This is a genomic window from Streptoalloteichus tenebrarius, assembly GCF_024171885.1.
In the GTDB taxonomy this organism is placed as follows: domain Bacteria; phylum Actinomycetota; class Actinomycetes; order Mycobacteriales; family Pseudonocardiaceae; genus Streptoalloteichus; species Streptoalloteichus tenebrarius.
The window spans coordinates 26,189-48,734 of the sequence record NZ_JAMTCP010000015.1; the positions used below are offsets into that span (position 1 = coordinate 26,189).

The following is a 22,546-nucleotide window of genomic DNA, read 5'->3' on the forward strand; positions in this document are numbered from 1 at the left end:
GCGCTGGGGAGAACCCCCGGCTTTTCCTGGGGATCTCCCCACCCACGCCCGGTGTCTATCCACTGTGGAGCACGGCGGCGCCGGCCGGCCTATTCGGAAGCGCGCTCCCGCCAACCCAGGCGACGGCCTCGCAGACGTGCGATCAGGAGGAACACCAGCGCGGCCAACAGCAAGAGCCCCGGCATCAGGACCAGGGCGTCCGGTGTGGTCAACGACATGGACCAGCCAGCTCCCCTGGCCTCGCCCTCAAGGGTCACGCGGGCCACGGTCAGGTAGGTCAGGTGCAGGGCGACGGACGTCCACAGGGAACCGGTGGTGATCCTGGCGATGAGCAGCACCGAACCGAAGATCGGGTAGAGGACGGCGTAGGCGAACGGGTCCTCGCCCGCCGGCGCGAAGCCCGGCGCTGGCACGTCCTCGCCCAGCAGCGTGCCCACCACGGCGTAGACGACGGATGACCCGGCTCCGGCGAAGGTGAACAACAGAACGGTGGTGAGGAACGCCGTCCACCGTCGCAGCGCCTGGTTGAGCGTGGTGTAGACGTAGCCCCGGAAGACCAGTTCCTCGGGGAACGCCTCCAGGGCGACAGCGATCAGCGCGTTCACCACGAGGAACCCGAGGAGCTTCGGCACGTCGAGCGGCCCCCACGCCAACCAGCCCGCCCACGTGCCGACGCCCAGCAGCACCGCGGCCGAGCCTGCGGTGACCGCCAGGCCCAGCCCGAAGGTCCGCAGCGCCGTGGCACCGTTCGCGAGCCCGAGGCGGGACAGCGGTCGGCGGTCCACGCGCCGACGGAGCACCACGACCAACGACACAGCGATCGCCAGACAGATCACCGCGACCAGCGCCTGCCTCGCGGTGCCGCTCAGGCCGGTGCGGCTGTGCACCGCCTGTCCGATCGCGCCGGCGGTGCCGAGCGCGACGGGCAGCACGCACGCGCCCAACACAGCTTTCACGACAGCCCTGGTCCGAGTGGTTCCCGTCGGCGCACCGGGCACGCCCAGACCAGCCGGTACCCCCGTGACGGCCATCCCGCTCCCCTCCCCAGCTTTATTTCGGTCAACTGTACAGAAAAAATCCGGCGGGTTGGCCATCGGGTACAAACGTCGGGTGAGGAGTGGCCGTGCCGAAGATCGTTGACCATGAGGAACGTCGCTGGGAGCTGGTCAGGGCGACGTGGGCGGTGATCCGCGAGCGGGGTGTGCACGGCGCGTCGGTCCGCGCCGTGGCCCGCCAGGCCGGCTGGTCGGCCAGCTCGGTCCAGTACTACTTCTCCACCCAGGCGGAACTCCTGCTGTTCGCCCTGCGGGCGATCTCCGAGGCGGGCGAGAGACGCGTGTGCTCGCCCGACCTGCCCACCGACCCCCGGGCCCGCGGCCTGGCCCAGCTCGAACGCCTGCTCCCCCTCGACCCGGACGCGCAGGTGGCGACCGAGATCTGGGTGGCGTTCCTGTCCCTGGTCCTCGTCGACCCCGAGGCCAGGGCGCTCCACTCGGCGGACAACCTCCGGGTGGCCTGCCTGTGCCGGGAGGTGCTCGACACCATGTCCTCGGCGGGGCAGATCTCCCCGGACGTCGACCTCGATCTCGAAGCCAGCCTGCTCCAAGCGCTGTTCGACGGGATCGCCGTGCACGCGGTCACCGATCCCGAGCGGATGCCGCCGGCCCGTATCCGGCAGCTACTCAAGTACCACCTGAACCGACTGCGAGCGACGCCCTCGCCGGAACGCGAGTAGCCGCCACCAGTCGCCCATTCCTCGGTCCCCGCGCCAGACCATCAGGGATAGGCGCCCATGACGACCACCACACCGACTGTGACGCTGGAGCGCTCTCCCCTTCGCACCAGGACTGGGGCTCAAGGGCAGGCTACTGACAGCGACGTGCAGGTCTGCCCCCTGACAGCACCAACCCTGACGACGACACCGAGCCAAGACGATACGTTGAAAGACGGCGGCGGGGGCCACCAAGCCTGGCCCCCGCCGCCGGTCTGTCTGGGTCAGCCCAGGTCGAGCCGACCCTCCTTCACGGCCCCGATGAACGCCGTGAACGCGGACGGAGCGAACACCAACGCCGCACCGGCCGGGTTCTTCGAATCTCGCACCGCAGCAACGTCTTCGACAGACGCCACCTCGACGCAGTTGCCGGAGCTGCCGTTGCTACGGCTGCTCTTGCGCCACCTCGTGACTGCTGAAGTTGCTGACTCCCGCATCGCAACTGCTCCCCTCGATTCGAGTCAGACCTGATGGTGCCCCACGGCAGGTTGTCGAACGAGGGGGTCAAACGAACGAGGGGGGCCGCCGGCCCCCGCCCTCAACGGACACCCATGGTCAGCTCAGGTCGAGCCGGCCCTCCTTCACGGCCCCGACGAACGCCGTGAACACGGACGGCGCGAACACCAGCGCCGGGCCGGCCGGGTTCTTCGAATCCCGCACCGCAGCAACGTTCTCCACCGCAGCCACCTCGACGCACTCTCCGCCGTTCCCGCTGCTGCGACGCGACTTGCGCCACCTCGTGACTGCTGAAGTTGCTGACTCCCGCATCACAACTGCTCCCCTCGAACCGAGTCAGACCTGATGGTTCCCCACGACAGGTTGCCGAACGAGGGACCAAACGAACGAGGGCGGGGACCGACCGCCCCCGCCCTCGGTGCACACTCACAGTCAGCCCAGGTCGAGCCGGCCCTCCTTCACGGTGTTGACGAACGCGGCGAACGCTGCCGTACTCGTGAGCAGGTATCCACTGCGCCGGTTTTTCGTATCCCGAATGGCAACCTGCCCACGGAGCGAGGCAACCTCCACGCAGTTAGCATTGCCCGCCGTGCGGCTTGACTTGCGCCACCGCGTGACTGCTGAAGTTGCTGACTCCCGCATCACAACTGCTCCCCTCGAACCGAGTCAGACCTGATGGTTCCCCACGACAGGTTGCCGAACGAGGGACCAAACGAACGAGGGCGGGGGCCAACGGCCCCCGCCCTCGGTGCACACTCACAGTCAGCCCAGGTCGAGCCGCCCAGCCTTCACGGTGTTGACGAACGCGGCGAACGCTGCCGTACTCGTGAGCAGGTATCCACTGCGCCGGTTTTTCGTATCCCGAATGGCAACCTGCCCACGGAGCGAGGCAACCTCCACGCAGTTAGCATTGCCCGCCGTGCGGCTTGACTTGCGCCACCGCGTGACTGCTGAAGTTGCTGACTCCCGCATCACAACTGCTCCCCTCGAACCGAGTCAGACCTGATGGTTCCCCACGACAGGTTGCCGAACGAGGGACCAAACGAACGAGGGCGGGGACCGACCGCCCCCGCCCTCGGTGCACACTCACAGTCAGCCCAGGTCGAGCCGGCCCTCCTTCACGGCCCCGACGAACGCCGTGAACACGGCCGGCGCGAACACCAACGCCGGCCCCGACGGGTTCTTCGAATCCCGCACCGCAGCGACGTCCGCAACGGACGCCACCTCGACGCAGTTGCCTCCAGTACCACCGCTGCGGCTGGACTTCCGCCACCCCGTGGCCGCTGAAGCTGCTGACTCCCACATCGCAACCACTCCCCTCGACCCGAGTCAGACCCGATGGTTCCCCACGACAGGTTGCCGAACGAGGGACCAAACGAACGAGGGCGGGGGCCAACAGCCCCCGCCCTCAGTGCATGCTCACAGTCAGCTCAAGTCGAGCCGACCGGCCTTCACCGAGTGGACGAACGCCGCGAACGCAGCCGGCGCGAACACCAACGCCGGGCCGCTCGGATTCTTCGAGTCCCGCACCGCAGCGAGTTCGTTGCCGCCGGCCACCTCCACGCAGTCGTTTCCCTTGGAGTCAGACCGGCTACTCTTGCGCCAGTTAGAAACGGTCAGAGTCATGATGCGTGATCCCTCATTTTCCGAATGAAATTGATCGTCTCGCCCGTGGTTAGCGATGCGGAACTGATGCGGTGCCACACCTCGTTGCACCGTGCTATGTCAACCTCGTCCTCCACGATCATCCCGCCCACCGCGCTCTCCAGGTAGGCCACATGATCACCAGTATCGAAGGTGATGATCGTGTATGGACCGTCGACCCCTGCGTGGAGGCTTCCGAACGGGATCACTCGCAGTGTGACAGCGGGCCAGTTCGCCGCTTCCATCAGGTGGTCGAGTTGATCGCGCCAGACCTCGGCCGACGACGGACGGCGGTGCAGCACCGCCTCATCGATAATCACGTCCAATCTGGTCGCGTCTTCCCGCAGGAGTTCGGCGCGTCGCATGCGCACGCTGACGAGCGTCCCGATGCGGTCATCGTCTGGCGGAGTGTGTGACTGTCGCATCAGCTCGGTGGCGTATCCAGGAGTTTGGAGGAGTCCCGGGATCAACTGGGCCTCGTACTTTTGCAGTCTCATCGCCGCCTGCTCAAGGTAGAGGTAGTCGCTGAAGTCGTCGGAGAGTAGCGACGAGTAGGGCGTCCACCAGTAACCGTCCCCGCGTTGTTCCGAGAGATACACCAGCCGTGCGCGCGCCGGCCCCGTCACCTTGTACAGGTCCAGCAGCGCGAGGAGTTCCTGGTGCTTGACCCCGACGTGCCCGTTCTCGATCTTGCTGATCTTCCCGGACGTGCACCGGAGGTGTTCCGCCGCGTCGTAGACGGTGAGACCTGCCGCCTTGCGAAGGCGGCCGAGGCGTGCGCCGAGCGTGCGGGTCCGGGCCGTAGAGGTCATGGCGCGAAGTCTGCCATCTGCTTCGTGACCTCTCGACGCCTTTGCTTGTGCACCAGCAGCCTCCGCCGACTGTCACTAACCCAAGCAGGTGATCTTCGGGCAACTAGATTCCCTTGGAAACAAGTTTCCGCCACTCTCTCTGGTGCACGGCGTGGTGCGCACCACATCTCAGGAAGTCGAGACGCCAGCGCTGACTCGGGGTTGGAGGCACCGAGTCACGCCTCTCTCCTCTCACATCAGCCTCTCCCGCTCTGATCTCGGACCCCTTCGTTGAGTCGTGGAGGTCTTCCCGTGATCCAGATCGTCACCTGCGGCAGTCTTGCAGCACTCCTCGGCGGGCTGATCTTCGCCATGGCCCGACCCGCACCGGCCCAACCCGTCGGCACGCCCTCATCCCTGCCCCGCCACGCCCTCCGGCCCCACGGGGGTGGTGTGCCCGCCTCCGACCTTCTCCGCCGTCACCAGTGGACCCGTCCACTCCGGACTCGCCGCGCCAGAAGCGACAACACCGAGGCCTCGGCCGAGACTCAACGCCTGATCGAACGCACCCTGGACCGGCTCCACCGCCTCGGCCCCACCCCGATACCCGCCCCCGGGGTCGACCCGGAGGCCACCACACCCCTACCCGCACTCGACGGGGCCTCGCCATGGCCGTGAAATGGCGTCCCCCGCAGCCGTTGAACTCCACCCGACACCTCGTGCGGCTGTTCCGCATCGAACGCGGCCAACGCGTCCTGCGCTTTGAGGACATCGACGAAGACGACTACTGGCAGATCGCCCCCGGCGGCCCCGCCCACTACGCCGTCGGCTACGCCCACGCCTACTTCCTCAAACACCACATCCCCGCCGGACAACGCTGGATCATCGTCGTCGACGTCCTCCCCACCAGGCAGGGCGACAGCCCGCAGCGGTTGTGCGAGGTGCACCTCGCCGTCCCACCCGAGGACGACATCGCCGAGAAACGCATCGGCCCACCCCAGCCGATCCTCAGCTACCTCCTCCGCACCCCCTAACCCCGGCCTGGCCCAGCGTGACGCGCCCCGACCGCACCCCACGCGCTGGGCCTCCCCCAGAGGGGGCTGGTGGGGTCGGGATCTTCCGCTCCCCACCCGACCCCACCACCCCCTCCCACACCCCGCCAAGTCCCGTCCACTCCGGAGGCTTCCCGTGACCACCACCGCGCACCAGCCCCCCGTCCCCTCAGGCCTCCCGTGGGTCGCCCACGCCGGCCAGCTCCACGCCTACCCCCGCACCACCCGACCCCACCCCATCACCGTCACCACCTTCTGCGGCCTCGCCCTCCTCATCACCGAGCCTCAACCCGACACCCCGTTCCCCCGGTGCGAGGAATGCCAAAACCTCGCCCACGTCATCGCCGGCTGGCAGGCCACCCACACCGCACACACCGCCACCCACGCCGAACGCACCACCCCGCAACCCACCCCGCACGCCTACGGCGACCGCCCACCCTGCCGACGCGGCTACGACCTCTAAGCCGACCCGACCAGCACCGAAAGCCCCGATCCCTGATGCGACGCCCCACGAAAATCCTTCGGAAACTGTGGAAGATCCTCCGCCGGAAGCCGTCCACTGTGGACCCTCGGATGCTGATGCCGAACCTTCGGATCCTGCACCACCCCACCCCGGGGGAGGCGGCGGAGTGGGAGGCCTCGATGGTCCCGCTGCGTCGCCGCCGGGTCCGGGTCGTCCTGCCCACCCCACCCCGGGCGCTACTGGCCTACGAACTCCGCCAGCGCGAACTCCGACAGGAAAACGTCAGCCAGCGCAAACACGGCCAGGCTCGACGCCGATGGTGGAGGCGAGGCCGGTGACCACGTTCGTGATCAACCTGGCCGCGATCGCCGTCGACGTCATCATCATGTCCTGCGTGCTGCTGCCACCCGTGTTCCGCCGGGCCGCGCAGTTGTTCCGCCGGGTCCGCCGGGACCTCCGCCGCTGGAACCACGAACGACGACAACACAGGGACAAGCCGCAGACCACGAGGAGCACACGTTGAAGATCAAACCGGCCGCCCGGATCACCGGCCGGCTCCGCCAACAGGTCGCCGCCGACCTGAAGAAGAAGTACGAGAAAGGAGCCAGCATCCGTTCCCTGGCCAGGTCCACCGGCCGCTCCTACGGATTCGTGCACCGCATCCTCATCGAGGCCGGAGTCCAGCTCCGCGGACGCGGTGGCGCCAGGCGAGGGACTACCCACAGGCGACGATGACACGGTTGTCCCTGATGGTCGCCGGTCAGCGCACCACCGCCGCCAGGTGGTCCAGCTCGTCGTCGTTCAGTGGGCGCAGATGGGCGAGGGCGTTCCGCGCGTCCCGCAGCCGGAACAACCGCTCCCTGTCCCAGGAGGACAGTCGGACACGACTCGTCTCCACCGCCCAGCACATCGGCCCCAGTTCGAGGGTGGCCCGCGTGAGGGCTCTTCTCGCCCCTCGGTCCCGCTGTTGCACGACCTCGGCGAGCACCGCCATGCTCGCCCGCGCCCGGAAGACCCCCTCCAGCGCGGCCCGTTCCTCATCGATCACGGGCACCAGCGCCCGGTGCTGCCCCCGCCACACCAGGGTCTCCAGGGGCGGATCACGCAGGACGGCCGGGCTCACCCGAATCTGGCGCTCCCACAGGTCCGCCACGCCCTCGTTCCACGCGGGACGCGTCTCCTCCGGGGGCCGGTCCCGGCCCCGACCCGGTTCGGCCCACCGCGCCGTCGGCTCCCCGGCGAAGGCGCGCACAGCGTCCGACAGCTCGGCCATCCGGCCGCCCCACGTCGACGCGAGATGCTCGGCGAGACCGAGGTCCGGCCCGGCGACCTCGGTGATGACCTCCCGCGCGACCAGCTCCCGAAGCCCCGTCAGCCCCGCGCCGGCGGCACGCGGACGCACCGAGGCGACGACGACGGCGGTGTCGAGCCGCCCGAGGACGCCCCACCACCAGTGCTCCCTGGTCGTCACCGGGTCGATGCGTCCCCGCACGTCCGGGAGGTCGTCGGCGCGCGCGGCGACCAGGAGGCGCGGGCGCTCCGCCGGTCCGAGTCCGTGTTCCTTGCCCACGGCCGGCAGCCGGCCAAGCACCGCACGCAACCCGTCCCGGTCGGGCTCGCACCACGCGCGCACCACGACGACCTTCCCCCGCAGCGCCGGCCAGGCGGCGAGCGCGGCGACCGGGTCGTCCCCCAAGTCCGGCGGGTCGCCGACCGCCTCGGCGATCCGTTCCGGCAGGGAGTCCACGTGCGGCGCGAACGGTCCGGGGTCCTGGCTCTCCGGCGCCAGGTCCAGCTCCGCGAACAACCCGCGCAGGTCCAGCCCGTCCCGTGCCCAGTCCGGAACGTCCCAGTCCGGGACCTCCCCGTCCTGGCCGGACGCCACGAGCGCCGGCCGCGGAGTCACCGACGGCGTCGCCCACCACGCCTCGCGCTCCGCGCCCGGCACCAGGACGCGGTCCTGGTCGGCCACGACCTCGGCCAGTAGATCGTCCACTTCGGACTGTCGGCTGAGGTGGTCGGGCAGCCACCAGACGACGGTGAGGCCCGCGTCGAGGTCCGCGCCGACCCGGGCGAGATGCGCCACCACACCGGGCAGGGCGTCCCACCGCCAGGGGACGTGTCTCATCCCGCCTGCCGGAGGGTGTGCAGACAGCGGTGGACGACCCGGTCCAGCGCCAGCCCGTCCTCCCGCTGGTCCAGCAGGCCGCGCACGTCCAGCGCGTCGATCAACTCCTTGACCTGGGGCCGCTCCACGTCCAACGCGGCCGCCACGTCGGCGGGAGGCACCACCTCGCCCGGCTCGAAGTAGTCGACCCACCCGTCGAGCCGAGGCCGCAGGTCGGGCCCCAACCCCACCTTGCCCAGGTGGGACTCGGCGCGAGCGGGCTGCTCCGCGACGCGTCGGATCATGGCCAGGGCCTGGGGCATCGTGGCGCCCTGGCTGGTCCACTCGATGACATTCTCCACCAGGTCCGGCCAGCCGCCGGTCGCCTCGATCAGCTCCCGGCGCTGCGCGGGAGTGTTGAACGGGCACTCCGGCCAACCGCGGATGCTGTCCTCGCTCCACCGCGTCGGCAGGACCGGCTCGGTGGCCGCGCACGCGGCCACCGAGGACGCGCTGTCCGGGTCGACCAGGACGACCGCGGCGCGCAACCGGCGCGCGGCGACCGGGGTGGACAGCCGCTTCACGACGGACGCGGCGTCGCTCTCGGCGACACCGCGCAGGTCCACCACGACGACGGTCGGCGTCTTGGCCCGCGTCGCGTCGGCGACGACCTTCGACACGTCGGCGGCGGTCGCCGTCCGCACCCTGATCTCCCGCAGCTCCGCGTACGCGCGGATGACCACGGGGACCCGGTCGATGCCGAGGGCGGGGGTGCCGGCCACCACCGAGACACCCGCGTCCTCCTCACCCACGGCGAGGAGCTGGGCCAGCTCGCCCTCGGTGAGCGGACTGCGCCACTCACGCCCACCCTGCTGCTTGAGCAGGCGGCGGGCGAACCTCGGGTTGTACTCGTAGGGCAGGTCGAAGTCGGTCTCGACGAGTTCCCGCTCCAGATCAGCCCGCGTGCCCAGCATGTTGACCACGTTGGGGCCGCGCACGGCGTAGCGTCGCTGGCTGGTCCTGGTGAGCAGCCCGAGGCCCACCATCTCCTCCAGGTAGATCCGCACCTGGGAGACCGTGAGCTGGTCGAAGCCGGCCGGCCACGCCTCCTTGGCCGCCTCCAGCAGCTCCTCGGGGGCGTAGGCCTCGCGGAAGGAGTCGTCCAGCCCCCGCAACGCGATCACCAGGGTCAGGACCCGGTAGCGGTCCTCCAGGTTGATCGTGAAGCGGAGGCGTTCGGCGATCCGCGCCCGCACGCGGTCGTTCGCCGCGACGGCCTCCACGTCCTCCTCCGTCACGACGCACGGCGGCGCGTCCTGGCCGGGGGTCCTGCGGTGCAGGGCGCGCACCAGCTCGTCGCAGAAGATCTGGATCAGCGCCGGCTGGTAGTTCGTGGCGGCGAGCAGGCGCCAGACCAGCTCCGGCCGCTGGAACCGGTACCCCAGCGCGGCCATCGGCGTCACGACGAGCCGTTGGGCGTCCCCCGGCTGGAGCGGGCCGACCAGGATGTCGGGTCCGCCGTGGGCCAACGGGACGTTGGACAGGTGACCAAAACGCTGCACCTGGTGCAGCCCCGCGAAGACCACCTTGAACCGCCGCTCGGTGGACTCCATCAACTCCTTCAGCCGCAGCACGTTGGGGAAGTGGGAGACCCCTCCCGGCCCCGGCACCCCGCGCGAGTCGGCGTTGAGGAACGCGTCGGCCTCGTCGGCCAGGAGCAGCACCCTCCTGGCGGGGTTGGCGAGGAGCCAGGCCCGCACCTGGGTCACCACCGTCGCCGCGTCCGCCTCGTCCGAAACCCGGGGTCCCAGCACGCCCCGGGCCTTCAGCTCAGCGGTGAGCGCCCGCCAGATGACCGACGCCGGGTCCTGCTCGCCGATCCCCGCCGCCTTCAGGTCCAGGTAGACCGCGTGCTGGGTCACGCGGTTGTCGAAGCTCGCCTGGACCCGGCGCAGCAGCGCGGACTTGCCGAGCTGCCGGCCGCCGTAGACGAACAGGCCGCCGCGCTCGCTGGCCACCTCCTCCAGTTCCCGGTCCCGGCCGAAGAACACCTCCGGCGGCACCAGCCCGGCGACGAACGGCGTGTAGGGGTTGAGCCCGGTCCAGGGCAGGGTGATGCGTTGGGTCGCCCGCCACGACCCGGGGGCGTTGGCCGCGACCCACCCGACCACGGCCGGGTCCACCACGAGCGCCTGGGCCCGGCCGCCCCGGGACTCCGCCGTCAGGGACCGGCGCGCGGCGAGATCCATGACGTGCAGGTAGAGCACGATGGCGGCCCCACGGTGGACGGCGTCGCCGAGCATGTCGAGCACCCCGCGACCCCGGCGCTCGTCCACCGCGAGGAAGACCGTGTACTCGTTCCGCGCCGCGGAGCCGAGCGCGGCCACGTAGGACCGTTCGACCAGGGTGTCCACGACGCACCGGAACTGTCGGATCCCCCGCTTGTTCCGGCTGACCTCGCGGATGCGGCCGTCCTCAAGGCCGAGCAGGCCGAGGACCGTGCGCACCAGCGCGGCGGTCCGGTGCGGGGCACGCGCGCAGGACTCGGCGAGGGCGTCCCACGCGGTCACGCCCGCCTCGGCGAGCTGCGTCAGCGCCGTGAGCTCCCGCTGCCGGACGGCGAGGTTGGCCCAGGCCCGCGCGGTGGTCGGCCGGGAGGACGGGCGGCCCGCGCCCCCGCGCAGGAGGCTGACGAACCCCGAGAGGTCCCCGCCGACGACCGGGTCCGCCTCCGGCAGGGTCTTGCCCTCGCGCAGGAACGCCAGAAACTCGTCGGCGGTCACCGTGTCGCCGGCGTCGAGGAGCGCGCCGATCCGGTCGCGATCCTTCTGCCCGATCCTGAGCCGCGCCAGCTCCTCCCGCAGGCGGGTGACGTACTCCTCCTGTCGCGCGCGCAGGTCCGCGGTCAGCTCGTCGAGTTCGCGGGCGGCAACGTCGTACGCGCCGTCCGGCACCGTCTCCAGCGATTCGAGGCGGCCGATGGCCACCACCTCGTCGGCGGCGGGCAGCCGGTTCTGGGTCCGGACGCGGGCGAGCAGTTCGCGGGCGGCGTTCAGGGCGGCGCGGTGTCGGCGTTCCCAGCGCGCGTGCGCGTCGGCCAGGCTCTCCCGCATGCGGTCGAACAGGTCGGACTCCTCGGAGTCCGCGCCCCGCGCCCGGACCACGTCGAGGAGGCGACGGGCGCTGCGCAGGTCGCCGCGCTCGCAGTACGTCGCCAGGACCTGGGGCTCGTCCACGGGTTCCAGCAGGCGCGCGAGGACGCCGGGGGTCCTGGGGTCGGACAGGTCGGGGTGGCCGTCGGCCGTCCTGGGCAGGTCCGGCAGGACCAGGAGCACGTCCTCGGTCGGGCGGGCCAGGTCCTGGGCGTCGGGTGCGGGGGTCTCGACCAGCGGGGACGTCCGGACCCTGTCGGGGGAGCGCAACCAGCGGCGGAACAACGCCAGCGCGGCGCCCGCCATCCCGGGCGGCGCGGGGACGCCCTCCAGGTCGGCGGCGATCCTGGCCAGGGCGGCGCCCGCGGCGTCGGCGCCCGGTTCCCCGGCCGCGAGGCCGCGACCCGCCATCTCCGCCTCGGTGACGAGCGCGGCGACCTCCTCGATGGAGCGGCGTAACGCGCGGCGCGCGCCGGCCACGATCGGGACCTTGGCCTGCTTCGGGGTCCGCGTCGCCTCGTCGGCCTCCTCGATCAGGTCCTCCGCCACGTGGGCGCCGTGCAGTCCCTGGGCCACGGCGGTGAGGTCCTGGTGGCTGGCCGCGCCCTCCGCCCACTCCCTGACCGCGCGCAGGGCGCGCCCGAGCGGCTGGTCCTCCCGCGCGAGACGCTGGAGGACCCGGGTTCCCCGCTGGTAGCTGATGGTCCGGTTGGGCAGCTCCTCGGCGAGCCGCCGGGCCCGCTCGCCCAGCTCGGCGACCACGCCACCCGCGGCGCCCGCGGCCCCTCCGGCGTCCACAGTGGACTCCCGGTGCGGACCGTCCGCGGCGGGGTCGATCCGGTGGCCGCGCCGGACGGCGTCGACCGCGGCCTCCAGCAACGCCTCCCACGCCGGAGGCAGGCTCGGCCCCGGCCAGAGCTGGCCGAGGACCGGGTGCCCCCATCCGGCGACCAGGCCGGACCGGAGCACGGCGGTGGCCGCGAGGACGGACGCGTCGTGGTCCGCCGCCAGGCTCTGGGGGTCGAGGTCGAGGGCGGTCTGCACGGCGCTGGCGTCCGTGGCGTTCTGGGCGCGGTACGCGGCGGCGGCCAGCCGCAGGACGTCCGCGCGCCGACCCGGTTCGGAGGCCGCGGTCACCCAGTACGCCTCGGCGAGCCGCCCTTCGCGCACGAGTTGGACGGCCGGCGGCGGGTCGCCCTCCTCCCAGGGAAACGCCGCCGTCATGTCCTCGGGAGATTCGGCTGGTTCGGCGAGTTCGGCTGGTTCGGCGCGGGGCGCGTCGTCGACCCGGACCACCGCGTCGGTCGGCGTGGCGTCCGCGTTCTCGGGGCCGCCCTCATCCACGACCGGCGTTGCCCGCTCCTCAGGGACGTCGGTGTCGTCGGGACTGTCCTCGCGGTGCTCGGAGACGACGGTGATCTCGGGGTCCGACGATTCGTGGTGCTCGTTCTGGCCGGTGTCTTTCGACGCGTTCCGGGCGTCCCCGGCAGGCACTGTGCTCCCGGCGGCGACTGTGTTCCCCGCGTTCCCGGCGGACACCGTGTTCCCATCGGCGACTGTGTTCCCGGCGTTCCCGGCGGCCGGGGGTGTGTCTTCCTCCTCGCCCGGCGGCGGTTCGTCGTGGACGAGTGTCTTCCAATCGTCGAGGTAGTGCGCGAGAGCCTGTGTCAGGGGATCCCGCACGGTGGCGTCCTGTTCGCCCGCGATCACCTGGCGGAGCTGCGAGATCTTCAGCCGCAGTTCGGCGACCCGCCGCGTCCGTTGCCGCTGCTCCTGTTCCCACCGCTCGCGGGCCTGGCCGAGTTTCGTTGCCAGGGCGTCGAAGGACGTGTTCGGCTCCAGGTCTCCGAGATGGTCCGCGCATCGGGCGAGGAAGGCGCGACGGGCCTGCTGGTACTCGGCCAGCCGGCGCGTCGTGTCGTCGTCGGGGGCTTCGCCCTCCGCGACTCGCGTGGCGAGCGCCCGAAGCTCGGCGGCCAGGGCGTGCGCGTCGTCGCGGAGCGCCGCGAGATCGGTCTCCAGCGTCGCGAGTGTGGTGAGCGGCGACTGCTCCTCAGCGACATGCTCCTCACGTGGTGGCGCGTCGTCCGGTCGCTTCTCGGCGCCCGTCACGTCGTGGTTCCCGCCGTGGCCGCCGTGTTCGTGCCATCGGCGCTCCACGACCACGCTGTCCGGGGCGTTGGCCAACCGGTCCGCCAGCTCGGCCTGGTGCGCCCTCGCCAAGGGACTGACCGGGACGTCACCGAGCAACAGACCGAACAACACGAGTTGTCCGATCGGCCTCCCCAACGCGACCAGCATGGCGCCCAACTGTTCCGCGTTGGGGGCGTCGACGATCTCGGGGTCGAACCCCAGGTGGCATTTGAGTTGGTGCCTGGCCTTCTGGAGGACGTGCGTGGCCATGTGGGCCAGTTCCGCGGTCGAGGCCCTGGCCGCCCACACCCGCACCGCGCGCAGCTCGCGTTTCAAGGCCGGACGACTGCGTTTCCTGGGCGCGGACGGCAGGTTCGCCGCGAGCCGCAACACGTCGTTCACCTGGAGGACGACGGTGAGGCTCCGGTCGTCCAGCGTCTCGAACCACCGACGGAGCTGAGGCACTAACTCTGTCATCGGCGACAGTGTGCCAGGCCACACGCACAGGACAAGCCGCTGATCATGTAGCTCGTCCGGACAGCCGCGCCGTCATCCCCCGCTCGGAGCAAGGTGAGGATCTCTCACCCCCCGAGCGGGGTCATCGGCTGGCCGCGAGGTCGCGCGTGTGGTGCTCCCACGCGGCCGCGAGGCGGTCGACGGCGGCTTCCAGGACGTGCGGGGACTCGGCGAACGACAGCCGGACGCCGTTGTGGTGGCGTCGGTCGACGCAGTGGGTCGCCCCGGGCGCGACGATGGCGCCGTAGCGGGCGGCGAGGTGGGCGTAGGTCTCGCTGTCGGTCACCGGCAACGTGGCCCACAGCGCGAGGCCGCTGGCCGGTGGTTCGACGTGCCAGGCGGGCAGGTGTCGCTGGAGCAGGGCGAGAAGGAGGTCGCGGCGCTCACGCAGCGCGGCGCGGAGACCGTTCAGCCACCGGTCGTCGACGGCCCGCAGCAGCCGGGTGGCCAGGATCTGGGCGGGGACGCTGGGCGCGCGGTCGTGGGCGGAGCGCAGTCGCAGCAGGTGGCCACAGAGCGGGGCGGGAGAGCGAACCCAGCCGACGCGCAGCCCCGCCCACAGCACCTTCGACAGCGAGCCAACCACGATCACCGACTCGTCCTCGGCGGCGAGGGGCACGACGGCCTCCGCCCCGGGACGCAGGTCCAGATTCGCCTGGGCGAGGTTCTCCACGACGCTGGCCCCGCTGCGCCGGGCGACGTGCAGGAGGGCCTGACGACGGGAACGGCTGAGCACGGCGCCGGTCGGGTCGCTGCCGCCCGGCTCGACGTAGAGGACCGGCGCGGGCACGTGTGCGGCGGCGTGCCGGGCCGCGTGCGCGTCAATGCCCAACTCGTCGGCGGGCACCCCCAGGATCCGGCCGCCGCGCCCGGCGAGCGCCCCGGCCAGGCCCCCGTGCGTGGGACAACCGGTGATCACGGTGCGGCCCGCGGCGACCACGGCGGTGGCCACGAGCGCGAGGGCGTGCTGGACGCCGGAGGTCACGATCACCTGCTCCGGCACGGTGGGCAGCCGGAGGTGTTCGCCCAGGTACTCGGCGATCGCCGTCCGCAGCTCCGGGATGCCCGCCGGGTGCAGCCCGTGTCCGGTGACGCCTGCCAGCAGGTCCAGGCCCGCCACGGCGGGAAGGTGGTCCACACCCGCCGGCACGGCCTGCGACAGGTCGATGGCCTCGCCACCGAGGTCCATCTGGCGGCGCAGGAGTGTCGACGCCGGGTTCTCCTTCGGGGTGTCCGTCCATCCCGGCGTGGCGCGGACGAAGGTGCCGGAGCCCTGCACCCGGTTGACCACCCCCGCCGCGGTCAACTCCTCGAACGCGCGCACGACGGTGCCGCGGCTGACCCGCAACGCGTCCGCGAGCGACCGCTCCGGCGGCAGGCGGTCCCCCGTGGTGGCCAGGCCCCGTTCGACGGCGCTCACCACCGAGGCGGCGATGCGCCGGTAACGCGGTCCGGGCCGATCACGCCACCCGTCGAGCGCGACCCGCACCCACCACCCCAGATTCTGGTCCATTGGCTCAAATTGGCACTGTTTCCGCCCTGCGGCAACCACCAGGCTGATGTCCGACCCGAGCACCGGACAGGAAAGAGGTGGAGTGCGCGTGGAGCCATCACCGACACTCGCGCGGCGGTTCTGGGAGGCCGTCGAGCCACTGCACGCCGTCGCGTACTTCGCGCCGGAACCCGCTGAGGCGGCACGGATGCTGGGACTGCCGAGCTGGTGGATGGGCTACTTCGCCGGGCGCGTCGCGCCGCTCGGCCCGCTCGACGCCCCCGCGACGACCTCGATGTGCTACGGCTTCGAACCCGGCATGGTCGAGCGGGCACTGCCGGACGCGTGGGCCTACACCACGCCCGAGGCCGTGCTCAGCACCCGACTCGACGCGGTGCGGGCCAGCCTGACCCGTCTGCTGCCCCCGACCGCCACGGCCACCATGGAGCCACTGGCGGACCTGCTCGAACGCGCCGTGCGGGCCTGCCGGTTCGACGGACGTCCCCTGGCGGCGGGCTGGGCGAATGTCCGCCGCCCCGCGCACGCGGCGGAACGGGTGTGGCTGGCCGCGACCGTGCTCCGCGAACACCGCGGCGACGGCCACGTGATCGCCGCCGTCCACGAGGGACTGCGCGGACTGGACGCCACGCTGACCCACGTGGCGACCGGCGCGATCAGCCGTGAACTCATCCAGCCCCACCGGGGATGGACGGACGAGCAGTGGGAGGACAGCCGCCGCCGGCTCACCGCACGCGGCCTCCTCGACCGCACCGGCCGGTTGACCAGGACCGGAGGAGAACTCCGCCGGCACATCGAGGACACCACCGACCGTCTGGCGGCCGACCCCGTGTCCGCCCTCGGCGAGACCGGCATCGAGGAGGCCATCCGGTTGGCCACACCGCTCAGCCGGCACCTCATCGACACCGGCGTGATCCCCGTGCCCAACCCGATCGGCGCGCCCCGGCCGTAGCCACCACCACCCTCGCAGCGAACAGGAGCACACCCCATGGCCATCCGACTCGACCAGGCCGACGCGGTCGCGACCATCACCCTCGACCGGCCCGAGAAGCTCAACGCGCTCGACTACCCGACGATCGACGCCCTCCTCGCCGCACTGGACCAGATCGAGGACGACGACACGGTCCGCGCCGTCATCCTGACCGGCGCCGGGGACCGCGCCTTCAGCGCCGGCGCGGACATCCCCTCCCTCGCCGCGAGCGTCGCCGGCGGCGTCGACCGAGCCCTGCGCGAGATCGTGGCCCGAGGACAGGGCCTGACCCGCCGCATCGAACAGTTCCCGAAACCCGTCATCGCCGCGGTCAACGGCCTGGCATGGGGCGGTGGCTGCGAGATCACCGAAGCCGCGCCGCTCGCCGTCGCCAGCGAGCACGCCACCTTCGCCAAACCTGAGATCAGCCTGGGGTTCCCGCCGCCCTTCGGCGGCTCCCAGCGGCTGCCACGGCACGTCGGCCGCAAGCGGGCGCTGGAGATGATCCTGACCGGCGACCCGATCAGCGCGCGCCGGGCGGAGGAGATCGGGCTGGTCAACGCCGTCGTCCCGCACACGGACCTGATCGGCGCCGCACGGGACCTCGCCGACCGCGTCCTGCGGCACGCGCCGACAGCGGTGCGCGCGTGCCTGGCGGCGGTGACGCGCGGGATCAACCTCCCCATCGACGAGGGGCTCGCCGTCGAAGCCTCCTGGTTCGCCGTGACTGTGCCGACCAGGGGCGTCGCCGACGGGCTCCAACGGTTCCTGAACCGACGTCGATAGACATCGATAGCCATCGATAGACGTCGATAGTCGTCGAGGGCACGCGAACGCGCGTGGTGGTGCGCCCGTTCGCGCCGGGTGAGGCGGAAGCGTCCTCGGCGGTGAGGGGCACGACGCGTTCGGCCTCGGGACGCGGGTCCAGACCTGCCCGGGCGAGGTTCTCCACGACGCTGGCCCCGCGGCGCCGGGCGACGTGCAGGAGGGCCTGACGGCGGGAACGGCTGAGCGCGGTTCGTCAGAACTGGCCTGGACCACTACGGAGTGCTGATGGCGAGCGCGCGGCCCTGGGGTGTCGGCCGACCAGCCTGCTGGCCGAGGTGAGCGCCCTGTCCGACCCGCGAATGTTGATCGAGATCGATGCCGTCGCCGAGGGTTGGGCGGTCGCGGTCCCGGCATCGGGCGACGAACGCGACCGGCCCCGGTGATCACAGTCGAGGCCGGTGGTGACGGCGGGGTCGCGGGCACGTCCCCGTTCTGGGGATCAGTGTCTTGTTGTTGCCTGTCAAGGCTTTCGCTCGTGCGGGGGACAGAGTTATCCACAGGCGCGCCAGTTGTCCACAGCCTCGAATGATCAGCTTGGGGGCGGGGTTCGGGGCGGATAGGCTGGAGCAGGGCTCGCCCCCCAGGGCGGGTGGGGGCTGTCCTGCTGGTGCTCATCTGGTGCTCATGATGTGCGCCCGCGTCGGCATCGTGGGGGTGGGCGTCAGCGACGGGACACGGGACACCGTCGACGGCGGCCCGGCCACCGTGACCTTCGGCCGTGACCTTCCGCCGTGACCTTCGTCGCCGGGGCCGGCCCGGCGCCCCACCCCCCCGGCGTGACCCCTCAGCGTGGCCCCACCCTCGGCGCGGCTCACCGGCGCGGGTGAAGATGAAGGCGTTCTCATCTCCAGTTCATCTCCGGCACGTGGGTAGGGCCGATGGTGTTGGGCATGCGGTCGTGGCGGCGTGCGGTGCTCGTGCTGGTCGCACTGGTGCTGCCGGTGCTGGTCGCGGTGGCCGGCCAGGTCCTGGTGGACCGCGACGAGCCGCCCCGGGTGCCGGTCGAGGTGCGGGTGGGGGTGTCGCGCCCGGCGACGACCTCGACCCCCGGCACGCCGGGGCGCCTCCCCCCGCCACCGCCGGTCGGGGACGACGACGAGGACGACGATGACTGAGCGGGGTCGGGTGACCGCCCGCACCCGCATCATGCTGTGGCTGCTCGTGGTGATGTGCGCGGTCCTCACCGGCGTCGTGCTGATCGTGCGCGGGTTCCTGCTGGCCGAGGTGGACCACCGGGTCGACGCGGGGCTCCAGCAGGAGGCCGAGGAGTTCGCCGACTTCGCCGTCGCCGCGGTCGACCCGCGCACGGGCCTCGCCCTGACCGACCCGTACGACGTGGTGCGCAGCCACCTGCGGACGCAGTACCCGGAGACCCACGAGGTGCACCTGGGCGTGGTCCGCCGGCCGGACCGGCTGTACGGCGTGCGCCAGGGCGAGCCACCGCACGACGTCGGCCGGGACACCGCCCTGCTCGGCCGGATCGTGGACGACCAGGCCACCACCGGCCAGGTGGACACGCCAGCCGGACCGTTCCGGTGGGCGAAGGTGCGGGCGCTGCCGCCGCCCGGCGTGCCGGACACCACCCCGACCTGGTTCGTCACCGGGTTCTTCGTCGACGGGATGCGCGCGCCGGCCCTCGCCACGGTCCGCGTGCTGGTCGTCGCCAGCGCCGTCGGCCTGCTCCTGGCGGCAGCCGTGGCCTGGGTGGTGGCCGGCGAGATCCTGGCGCCCGTCCGCGCGGTCCGGCAGGCCGCCGCCGAGATCGGCGAACGCGACCTCACCCGCCGCATCCCCGTGCGCGGCCGTGACGACATCGCCGCGTTGGCCGAGCAGTTCAACGCCATGCTGGACCGGCTGGAGGAGGCGTTCGCGACGCAGCGCCGGTTCGTCGACGACGCCGGGCACGAGCTGCGCACCCCGATCACGATCGTGCGGGGGCACCTGGAGCTGATGGGCGACGACCCGGCCGAGCGCGCCGAGGTGGTCCGGCTGTGCACCGACGAGCTGGACCGCATGAACCGCATCGTGGAGGAGCTGTTGTTGCTGGCCAAGGCCGAGCGCCCGGACTTCGTGCGCCTGGCCCCGGTGTCGCTGCCGGAGCTGACCAGCGACATCGACGCCAAGGTGCGCGCGCTCGCCGACCGCAGGTGGGTGCTGGAGGCCATGGGCGAGGGCGAGGTGTGGCTGGACGAGCAGCGCGTGACGCAGGCGATGGCGCAGCTCGCGCAGAACGCGGTGCAGCACACCAACCAGGGCGACGAGATCAGGCTCGGGTCAGCGCGGGTCGACGACCGCGTGTCGTTCTGGGTGACCGACACCGGGCCGGGTGTCCAGCCCGACGAGGTGGACCGGATCTTCGACCGGTTCGCCAGGGGCTCGGCCGCGCGCGGCGACCGGGGCGGGGCCGGGCTCGGGCTGGCGATCGTGCGGGCCATCGCCGACGCCCACCACGGCCGGGTCCGGGTCCGCTCGACACCGGGCGAGGGCGCCACCTTCGCACTTGACCTACCGGACCGGCCAGGAGGGACGACGTGACCAGGATCCTGATCGTGGAGGACGAGGCGCGGATCGCGTCCTTCGTGGAGAAGGGCCTGCGCGCCAACGGCTTCGCCACCAGCGTGGTCGGCGACGGGGCCAGCGCGCTGTCCTCCGTGCGCGGTGGTGGGTTCGACCTGGTGGTGCTGGACCTCGGGCTTCCCGACCGCGACGGGTTCTCCGTGTTGCGCCAGATGCGCGAGTCCGGTGTGGACGTTCCCGTGGTGATCCTCACCGCGCGGGACTCCGTGCACGACACGGTGGCCGGTCTGGAGGGCGGGGCCGACGACTACATGACCAAGCCGTTCCGGTTCGAGGAGTTGCTGGCCCGGGTGCGGCTGCGGTTGCGGACGTCCGAGCGGGCCGCCGAGCTGACGGTGCTCCGCCACGGTGACCTGTCCCTCGACCTGCGCACCCGCCGGGCGGGCGTCGGCGACCGGACCGTGGACCTCACGGCGCGCGAGTTCGCGTTGCTGGAGCTGTTCCTGCGGCACCCCGGCCAGGTCCTCAGCCGCGAGCAGATCCTGTCGCACGTGTGGGGCTACGACTTCGACCCGGGCTCCAACATCGTCGACGTCTACGTCCGGGCGCTGCGCCGCAAGCTGGGCGCCGAGCGCATCGAGACGCTGCGCAACATGGGGTACCGCCTGAGGGACTGAGAGTCGCCAGCCCAGGACGAATCGTCGGAGTCAGACGACCGAGCAGACCGGGCTGCTTCCCCGGTGAGACGCGCCCGAGCGACATGTCCGGGTGACGGTCCCTTCAGCGGGTCGGCGGGAAGTCCCGTCGGTTCCGTTGGGGTCGGGCGGGTGGGCGACCGCCCGGCTTCGATGCGAGGCCTGGCGAGCGGCGACGCCGTGAGCAGCGGCACCGTGAGCAGCGGCACCGTGAGCGGCGACGGCACGCCCACTCGTGCCGCACTGGTGGTCACTGTGCCACCCCCGCCGGATGAAGGCGTCCTCATCCGAACCTCATGATCATTTCAGGCGGGCTGGACAGCCTGGGGACATGCAGGTGGACGGCACGACCAGGCCAGGTGCGGCCAGGCCCGACACGACACGGACTGATGCGACACGGACTGATGCGACACGGACAGATGCGACACGGACTGATGCGACGCGATCCGACGCGACACGGCCACACACCCGACCACTGCCGACCCGCGCCCTGGCGACGGAGCCGTTGCCGGTGCGGGGCCGGCAACGGTTCCGACGGCTCGGCCGGGCGGCCGCGGTGGTCGGGGTGGGCGCGGTCACGGCGTGGATCGCCGCGCTCGCCCCGGGGCTGAACCCGGTCGGCGAACGCACGCTCGTCGTCTTCGCGGTCGCGGTCAGCGCGTGGACGCTGACCCAGCTCGACGACACCTTCGTCGCCCTCGCCGCGGCCGTCGCCGCCGTGCTGGTCGGCGCGCTCCCCCCGGACCGCCTGTTCGCCGCCCTCGGCGAGCAGACCATCTGGCTGCTCGTGGCCGCGTTCGTCCTAGCCGCCGGGATCACGGCCACCGGGCTGCCCGCCAGGGGCGCCGTCCTGCTGGTGGGACGGGCCCGGTCCGTGCGCGGGCTGGCACACCTCGTGACGCTCGCGGTCGTCGTCAGCGCACTCGTCATCCCCGCCACGGCGGGGCGGGCCGCGCTGGCGTTGCCGGTGTTCCTGGCGCTGGCCCACGTGCTCCGCGATCGCCCAGCGCTCGTCCGCGCGCTGGCGATCCTGTTCCCGACCGTGATCCTGCTGTCCGCCGTGGCGAGCCTGATCGGGGCCGGCGCGCACCTGATCACCGTCCAGATGCTCGCCACCGCCACCGGAGCCCCGGTCTCCTTCGCCGCGTGGCTGCTGTGGGGTCTGCCGTTCGCACTGGTCAGCTCCCACCTGGCGACCGAGGTCGTGCTGCTGCTGTTCCTCTCACGGGAGGAGCGCGGGCGCCCGCTCCGGGTCGACCCGGCCGCGCTCGCCGAGCGGACCGGCGTCCCCCGTGGCCCGCTGCGGCGGGACGAACAGAAGGTGTGCTGGCTCCTGGCGGCCGTGGTGGTCCTGTGGTGCGCCGAGCCGCTGCACGGCCTGCCGCCCGCCCTGGTCGCGCTCGCCGGCGCGTTGGTGATCACCGCCCCTCGCACGGGCACGACGGACCTCGGCGCGGCTCTGGCCCAGGTCCCGTGGTCGCTGCTGGTCTTCATGGCGGCCACGACCGCGCTGGCGGACGCGCTGACCTCGTCCGGCGCGGCGGCCTGGCTCGCCGGGGAGGCGCTGGCCCCACTGGCCGGGTCCCCCCTCGCCGTCCTGGCCGGGGTGGTGCTGGTCAGCACCGCGGCCCACGTCGTCATCCAGTCGCGGTCGGCCCGCTCGTCCGTCCTGGTGCCCCTGGTGATCCCGCTCGCGGTCGGGGCCGGCCTGAACCCGACGGCGCTGGCGTTCGCGTCCACGGCCGCCGCCGGCTTCTGCCACTCGATGCCCGCCGCGGCCAAGCCGGTCGCGATGTTCGCCAGGGTCGAGGGCGCGCCCACCTACGGCCGCCCCGACCTGCTGCGGCTCTCCGCGGTCCTCGGCCCGCTGGTGGCCCTGCTCGTCGTCCTCTTCGCCGTCACGGTCTGGCCGCTGCTCGGCCTGCCGTGGCACTGACCGTC

The 22,546-nt window shown here is 72.1% G+C and carries 23 protein-coding genes; 12 read left to right on the forward strand and 11 right to left on the reverse strand.

Annotated elements, in window-relative coordinates; translation table 11 throughout:
• Positions 1-89: 89 nt before the first annotated feature.
• Positions 90-956: a CPBP family glutamic-type intramembrane protease gene (locus LX15_RS14755; protein ID WP_253670150.1), complete on the reverse strand. Its 867-nt coding sequence runs from the start codon at positions 954-956 to the stop codon at positions 90-92.
• 167 nt (positions 957-1,123) lie between these two features.
• On the opposite strand from LX15_RS14755, the gene LX15_RS14760 reads away from it, so the two are divergent.
• Positions 1,124-1,735: a TetR/AcrR family transcriptional regulator gene (locus LX15_RS14760; RefSeq protein WP_253670151.1), complete on the forward strand. Its 612-nt coding sequence runs from the start codon at positions 1,124-1,126 to the stop codon at positions 1,733-1,735.
• Positions 1,736-1,995: 260 nt separating this feature from the next.
• Here LX15_RS14760 and LX15_RS14765 read toward each other — a convergent pair whose 3' ends face one another.
• From LX15_RS14765 to LX15_RS14795, 7 genes are all read right to left on the reverse strand, one after another.
• Entirely contained in the window at positions 1,996-2,208 is a 213-nt protein-coding gene (locus LX15_RS14765) for a DUF397 domain-containing protein (RefSeq protein WP_253670152.1), read from the reverse strand.
• A gap of 118 nt (positions 2,209-2,326) precedes the next feature.
• Positions 2,327-2,539, reverse strand: a complete 213-nt coding sequence (locus tag LX15_RS14770; protein WP_253670153.1) for a DUF397 domain-containing protein — start codon at positions 2,537-2,539, stop codon at positions 2,327-2,329.
• Between the two features lie 120 nt (positions 2,540-2,659).
• On the reverse strand, positions 2,660-2,869 hold the full coding sequence (locus tag LX15_RS14775) for a DUF397 domain-containing protein (RefSeq protein WP_253670154.1): 210 nt from the start codon (positions 2,867-2,869) through the stop codon (positions 2,660-2,662).
• Between the two features lie 120 nt (positions 2,870-2,989).
• Positions 2,990-3,199, reverse strand: a complete 210-nt coding sequence (locus tag LX15_RS14780; protein WP_253670155.1) for a DUF397 domain-containing protein — start codon at positions 3,197-3,199, stop codon at positions 2,990-2,992.
• A gap of 120 nt (positions 3,200-3,319) precedes the next feature.
• On the reverse strand, positions 3,320-3,532 hold the full coding sequence (locus LX15_RS14785; protein WP_253670156.1) for a DUF397 domain-containing protein: 213 nt from the start codon (positions 3,530-3,532) through the stop codon (positions 3,320-3,322).
• 120 nt (positions 3,533-3,652) lie between these two features.
• Positions 3,653-3,853: a DUF397 domain-containing protein gene (locus LX15_RS14790; protein WP_253670157.1), complete on the reverse strand. Its 201-nt coding sequence runs from the start codon at positions 3,851-3,853 to the stop codon at positions 3,653-3,655.
• A complete protein-coding gene (locus tag LX15_RS14795; RefSeq protein ID WP_253670158.1) occupies positions 3,850-4,683 on the reverse strand; it encodes a helix-turn-helix domain-containing protein in 834 nt (277 codons plus the stop codon). Before LX15_RS14795 ends, LX15_RS14790 begins: the two co-directional genes overlap by 4 nt.
• A gap of 647 nt (positions 4,684-5,330) precedes the next feature.
• On the opposite strand from LX15_RS14795, the gene LX15_RS14800 reads away from it, so the two are divergent.
• The 5 genes from LX15_RS14800 to LX15_RS14820 all read left to right on the forward strand — a co-directional run bounded on the left by LX15_RS14800 (position 5,331) and on the right by LX15_RS14820 (position 6,912).
• Positions 5,331-5,696: a hypothetical protein gene (locus LX15_RS14800; protein WP_253670159.1), complete on the forward strand. Its 366-nt coding sequence runs from the start codon at positions 5,331-5,333 to the stop codon at positions 5,694-5,696.
• A 154-nt stretch (positions 5,697-5,850) separates the two neighbouring features.
• The gene (locus LX15_RS14805) at positions 5,851-6,177 is read left to right on the forward strand and encodes a hypothetical protein (protein WP_253670160.1); all 327 of its coding nucleotides are present in this window, start codon (positions 5,851-5,853) and stop codon (positions 6,175-6,177) included.
• 116 nt (positions 6,178-6,293) lie between these two features.
• A complete protein-coding gene (locus LX15_RS14810) occupies positions 6,294-6,515 on the forward strand; it encodes a hypothetical protein (protein ID WP_253670161.1) in 222 nt (73 codons plus the stop codon).
• The gene (locus tag LX15_RS14815) at positions 6,512-6,700 is read left to right on the forward strand and encodes a hypothetical protein (protein WP_253670162.1); all 189 of its coding nucleotides are present in this window, start codon (positions 6,512-6,514) and stop codon (positions 6,698-6,700) included. Before LX15_RS14810 ends, LX15_RS14815 begins: the two co-directional genes overlap by 4 nt.
• Positions 6,697-6,912: a helix-turn-helix domain-containing protein gene (locus tag LX15_RS14820; protein ID WP_253670163.1), complete on the forward strand. Its 216-nt coding sequence runs from the start codon at positions 6,697-6,699 to the stop codon at positions 6,910-6,912. Before LX15_RS14815 ends, LX15_RS14820 begins: the two co-directional genes overlap by 4 nt.
• A gap of 25 nt (positions 6,913-6,937) precedes the next feature.
• Here the strand turns inward: LX15_RS14820 and LX15_RS14825 are convergent, their stop codons facing one another.
• From LX15_RS14825 to LX15_RS14835, 3 genes are all read right to left on the reverse strand, one after another.
• Positions 6,938-8,305, reverse strand: a complete 1,368-nt coding sequence (locus LX15_RS14825; protein WP_253670164.1) for a hypothetical protein — start codon at positions 8,303-8,305, stop codon at positions 6,938-6,940.
• Positions 8,302-14,046 carry an AAA family ATPase gene (locus LX15_RS14830; protein WP_253670165.1) on the reverse strand — a complete coding sequence of 1,915 codons (5,745 nt, stop codon included), beginning with the start codon at positions 14,044-14,046 and terminating at the stop codon, positions 8,302-8,304. Before LX15_RS14830 ends, LX15_RS14825 begins: the two co-directional genes overlap by 4 nt.
• A gap of 121 nt (positions 14,047-14,167) precedes the next feature.
• On the reverse strand, positions 14,168-15,598 hold the full coding sequence (locus LX15_RS14835) for an aminotransferase-like domain-containing protein (protein ID WP_253670166.1): 1,431 nt from the start codon (positions 15,596-15,598) through the stop codon (positions 14,168-14,170).
• Positions 15,599-15,686: 88 nt separating this feature from the next.
• On the opposite strand from LX15_RS14835, the gene LX15_RS14840 reads away from it, so the two are divergent.
• The 6 genes from LX15_RS14840 to LX15_RS14865 all read left to right on the forward strand — a co-directional run bounded on the left by LX15_RS14840 (position 15,687) and on the right by LX15_RS14865 (position 22,541).
• Entirely contained in the window at positions 15,687-16,547 is an 861-nt protein-coding gene (locus tag LX15_RS14840) for an SCO6745 family protein (RefSeq protein ID WP_253670167.1), read from the forward strand.
• Between the two features lie 36 nt (positions 16,548-16,583).
• On the forward strand, positions 16,584-17,351 hold the full coding sequence (locus LX15_RS14845; protein WP_253670168.1) for a crotonase/enoyl-CoA hydratase family protein: 768 nt from the start codon (positions 16,584-16,586) through the stop codon (positions 17,349-17,351).
• Positions 17,352-18,283: 932 nt separating this feature from the next.
• Positions 18,284-18,508, forward strand: a complete 225-nt coding sequence (locus LX15_RS14850; protein WP_253670169.1) for a hypothetical protein — start codon at positions 18,284-18,286, stop codon at positions 18,506-18,508.
• On the forward strand, positions 18,501-19,928 hold the full coding sequence (locus LX15_RS14855; protein WP_253670170.1) for a sensor histidine kinase: 1,428 nt from the start codon (positions 18,501-18,503) through the stop codon (positions 19,926-19,928). Before LX15_RS14850 ends, LX15_RS14855 begins: the two co-directional genes overlap by 8 nt.
• On the forward strand, positions 19,925-20,587 hold the full coding sequence (locus tag LX15_RS14860; protein ID WP_253670171.1) for a response regulator transcription factor: 663 nt from the start codon (positions 19,925-19,927) through the stop codon (positions 20,585-20,587). The genes LX15_RS14855 and LX15_RS14860 overlap by 4 nt, the downstream gene beginning before the upstream one ends.
• Positions 20,588-21,116: 529 nt before the next feature.
• A complete protein-coding gene (locus tag LX15_RS14865) occupies positions 21,117-22,541 on the forward strand; it encodes an SLC13 family permease (RefSeq protein ID WP_253670172.1) in 1,425 nt (474 codons plus the stop codon).
• Positions 22,542-22,546 lie beyond the last annotated feature (5 nt).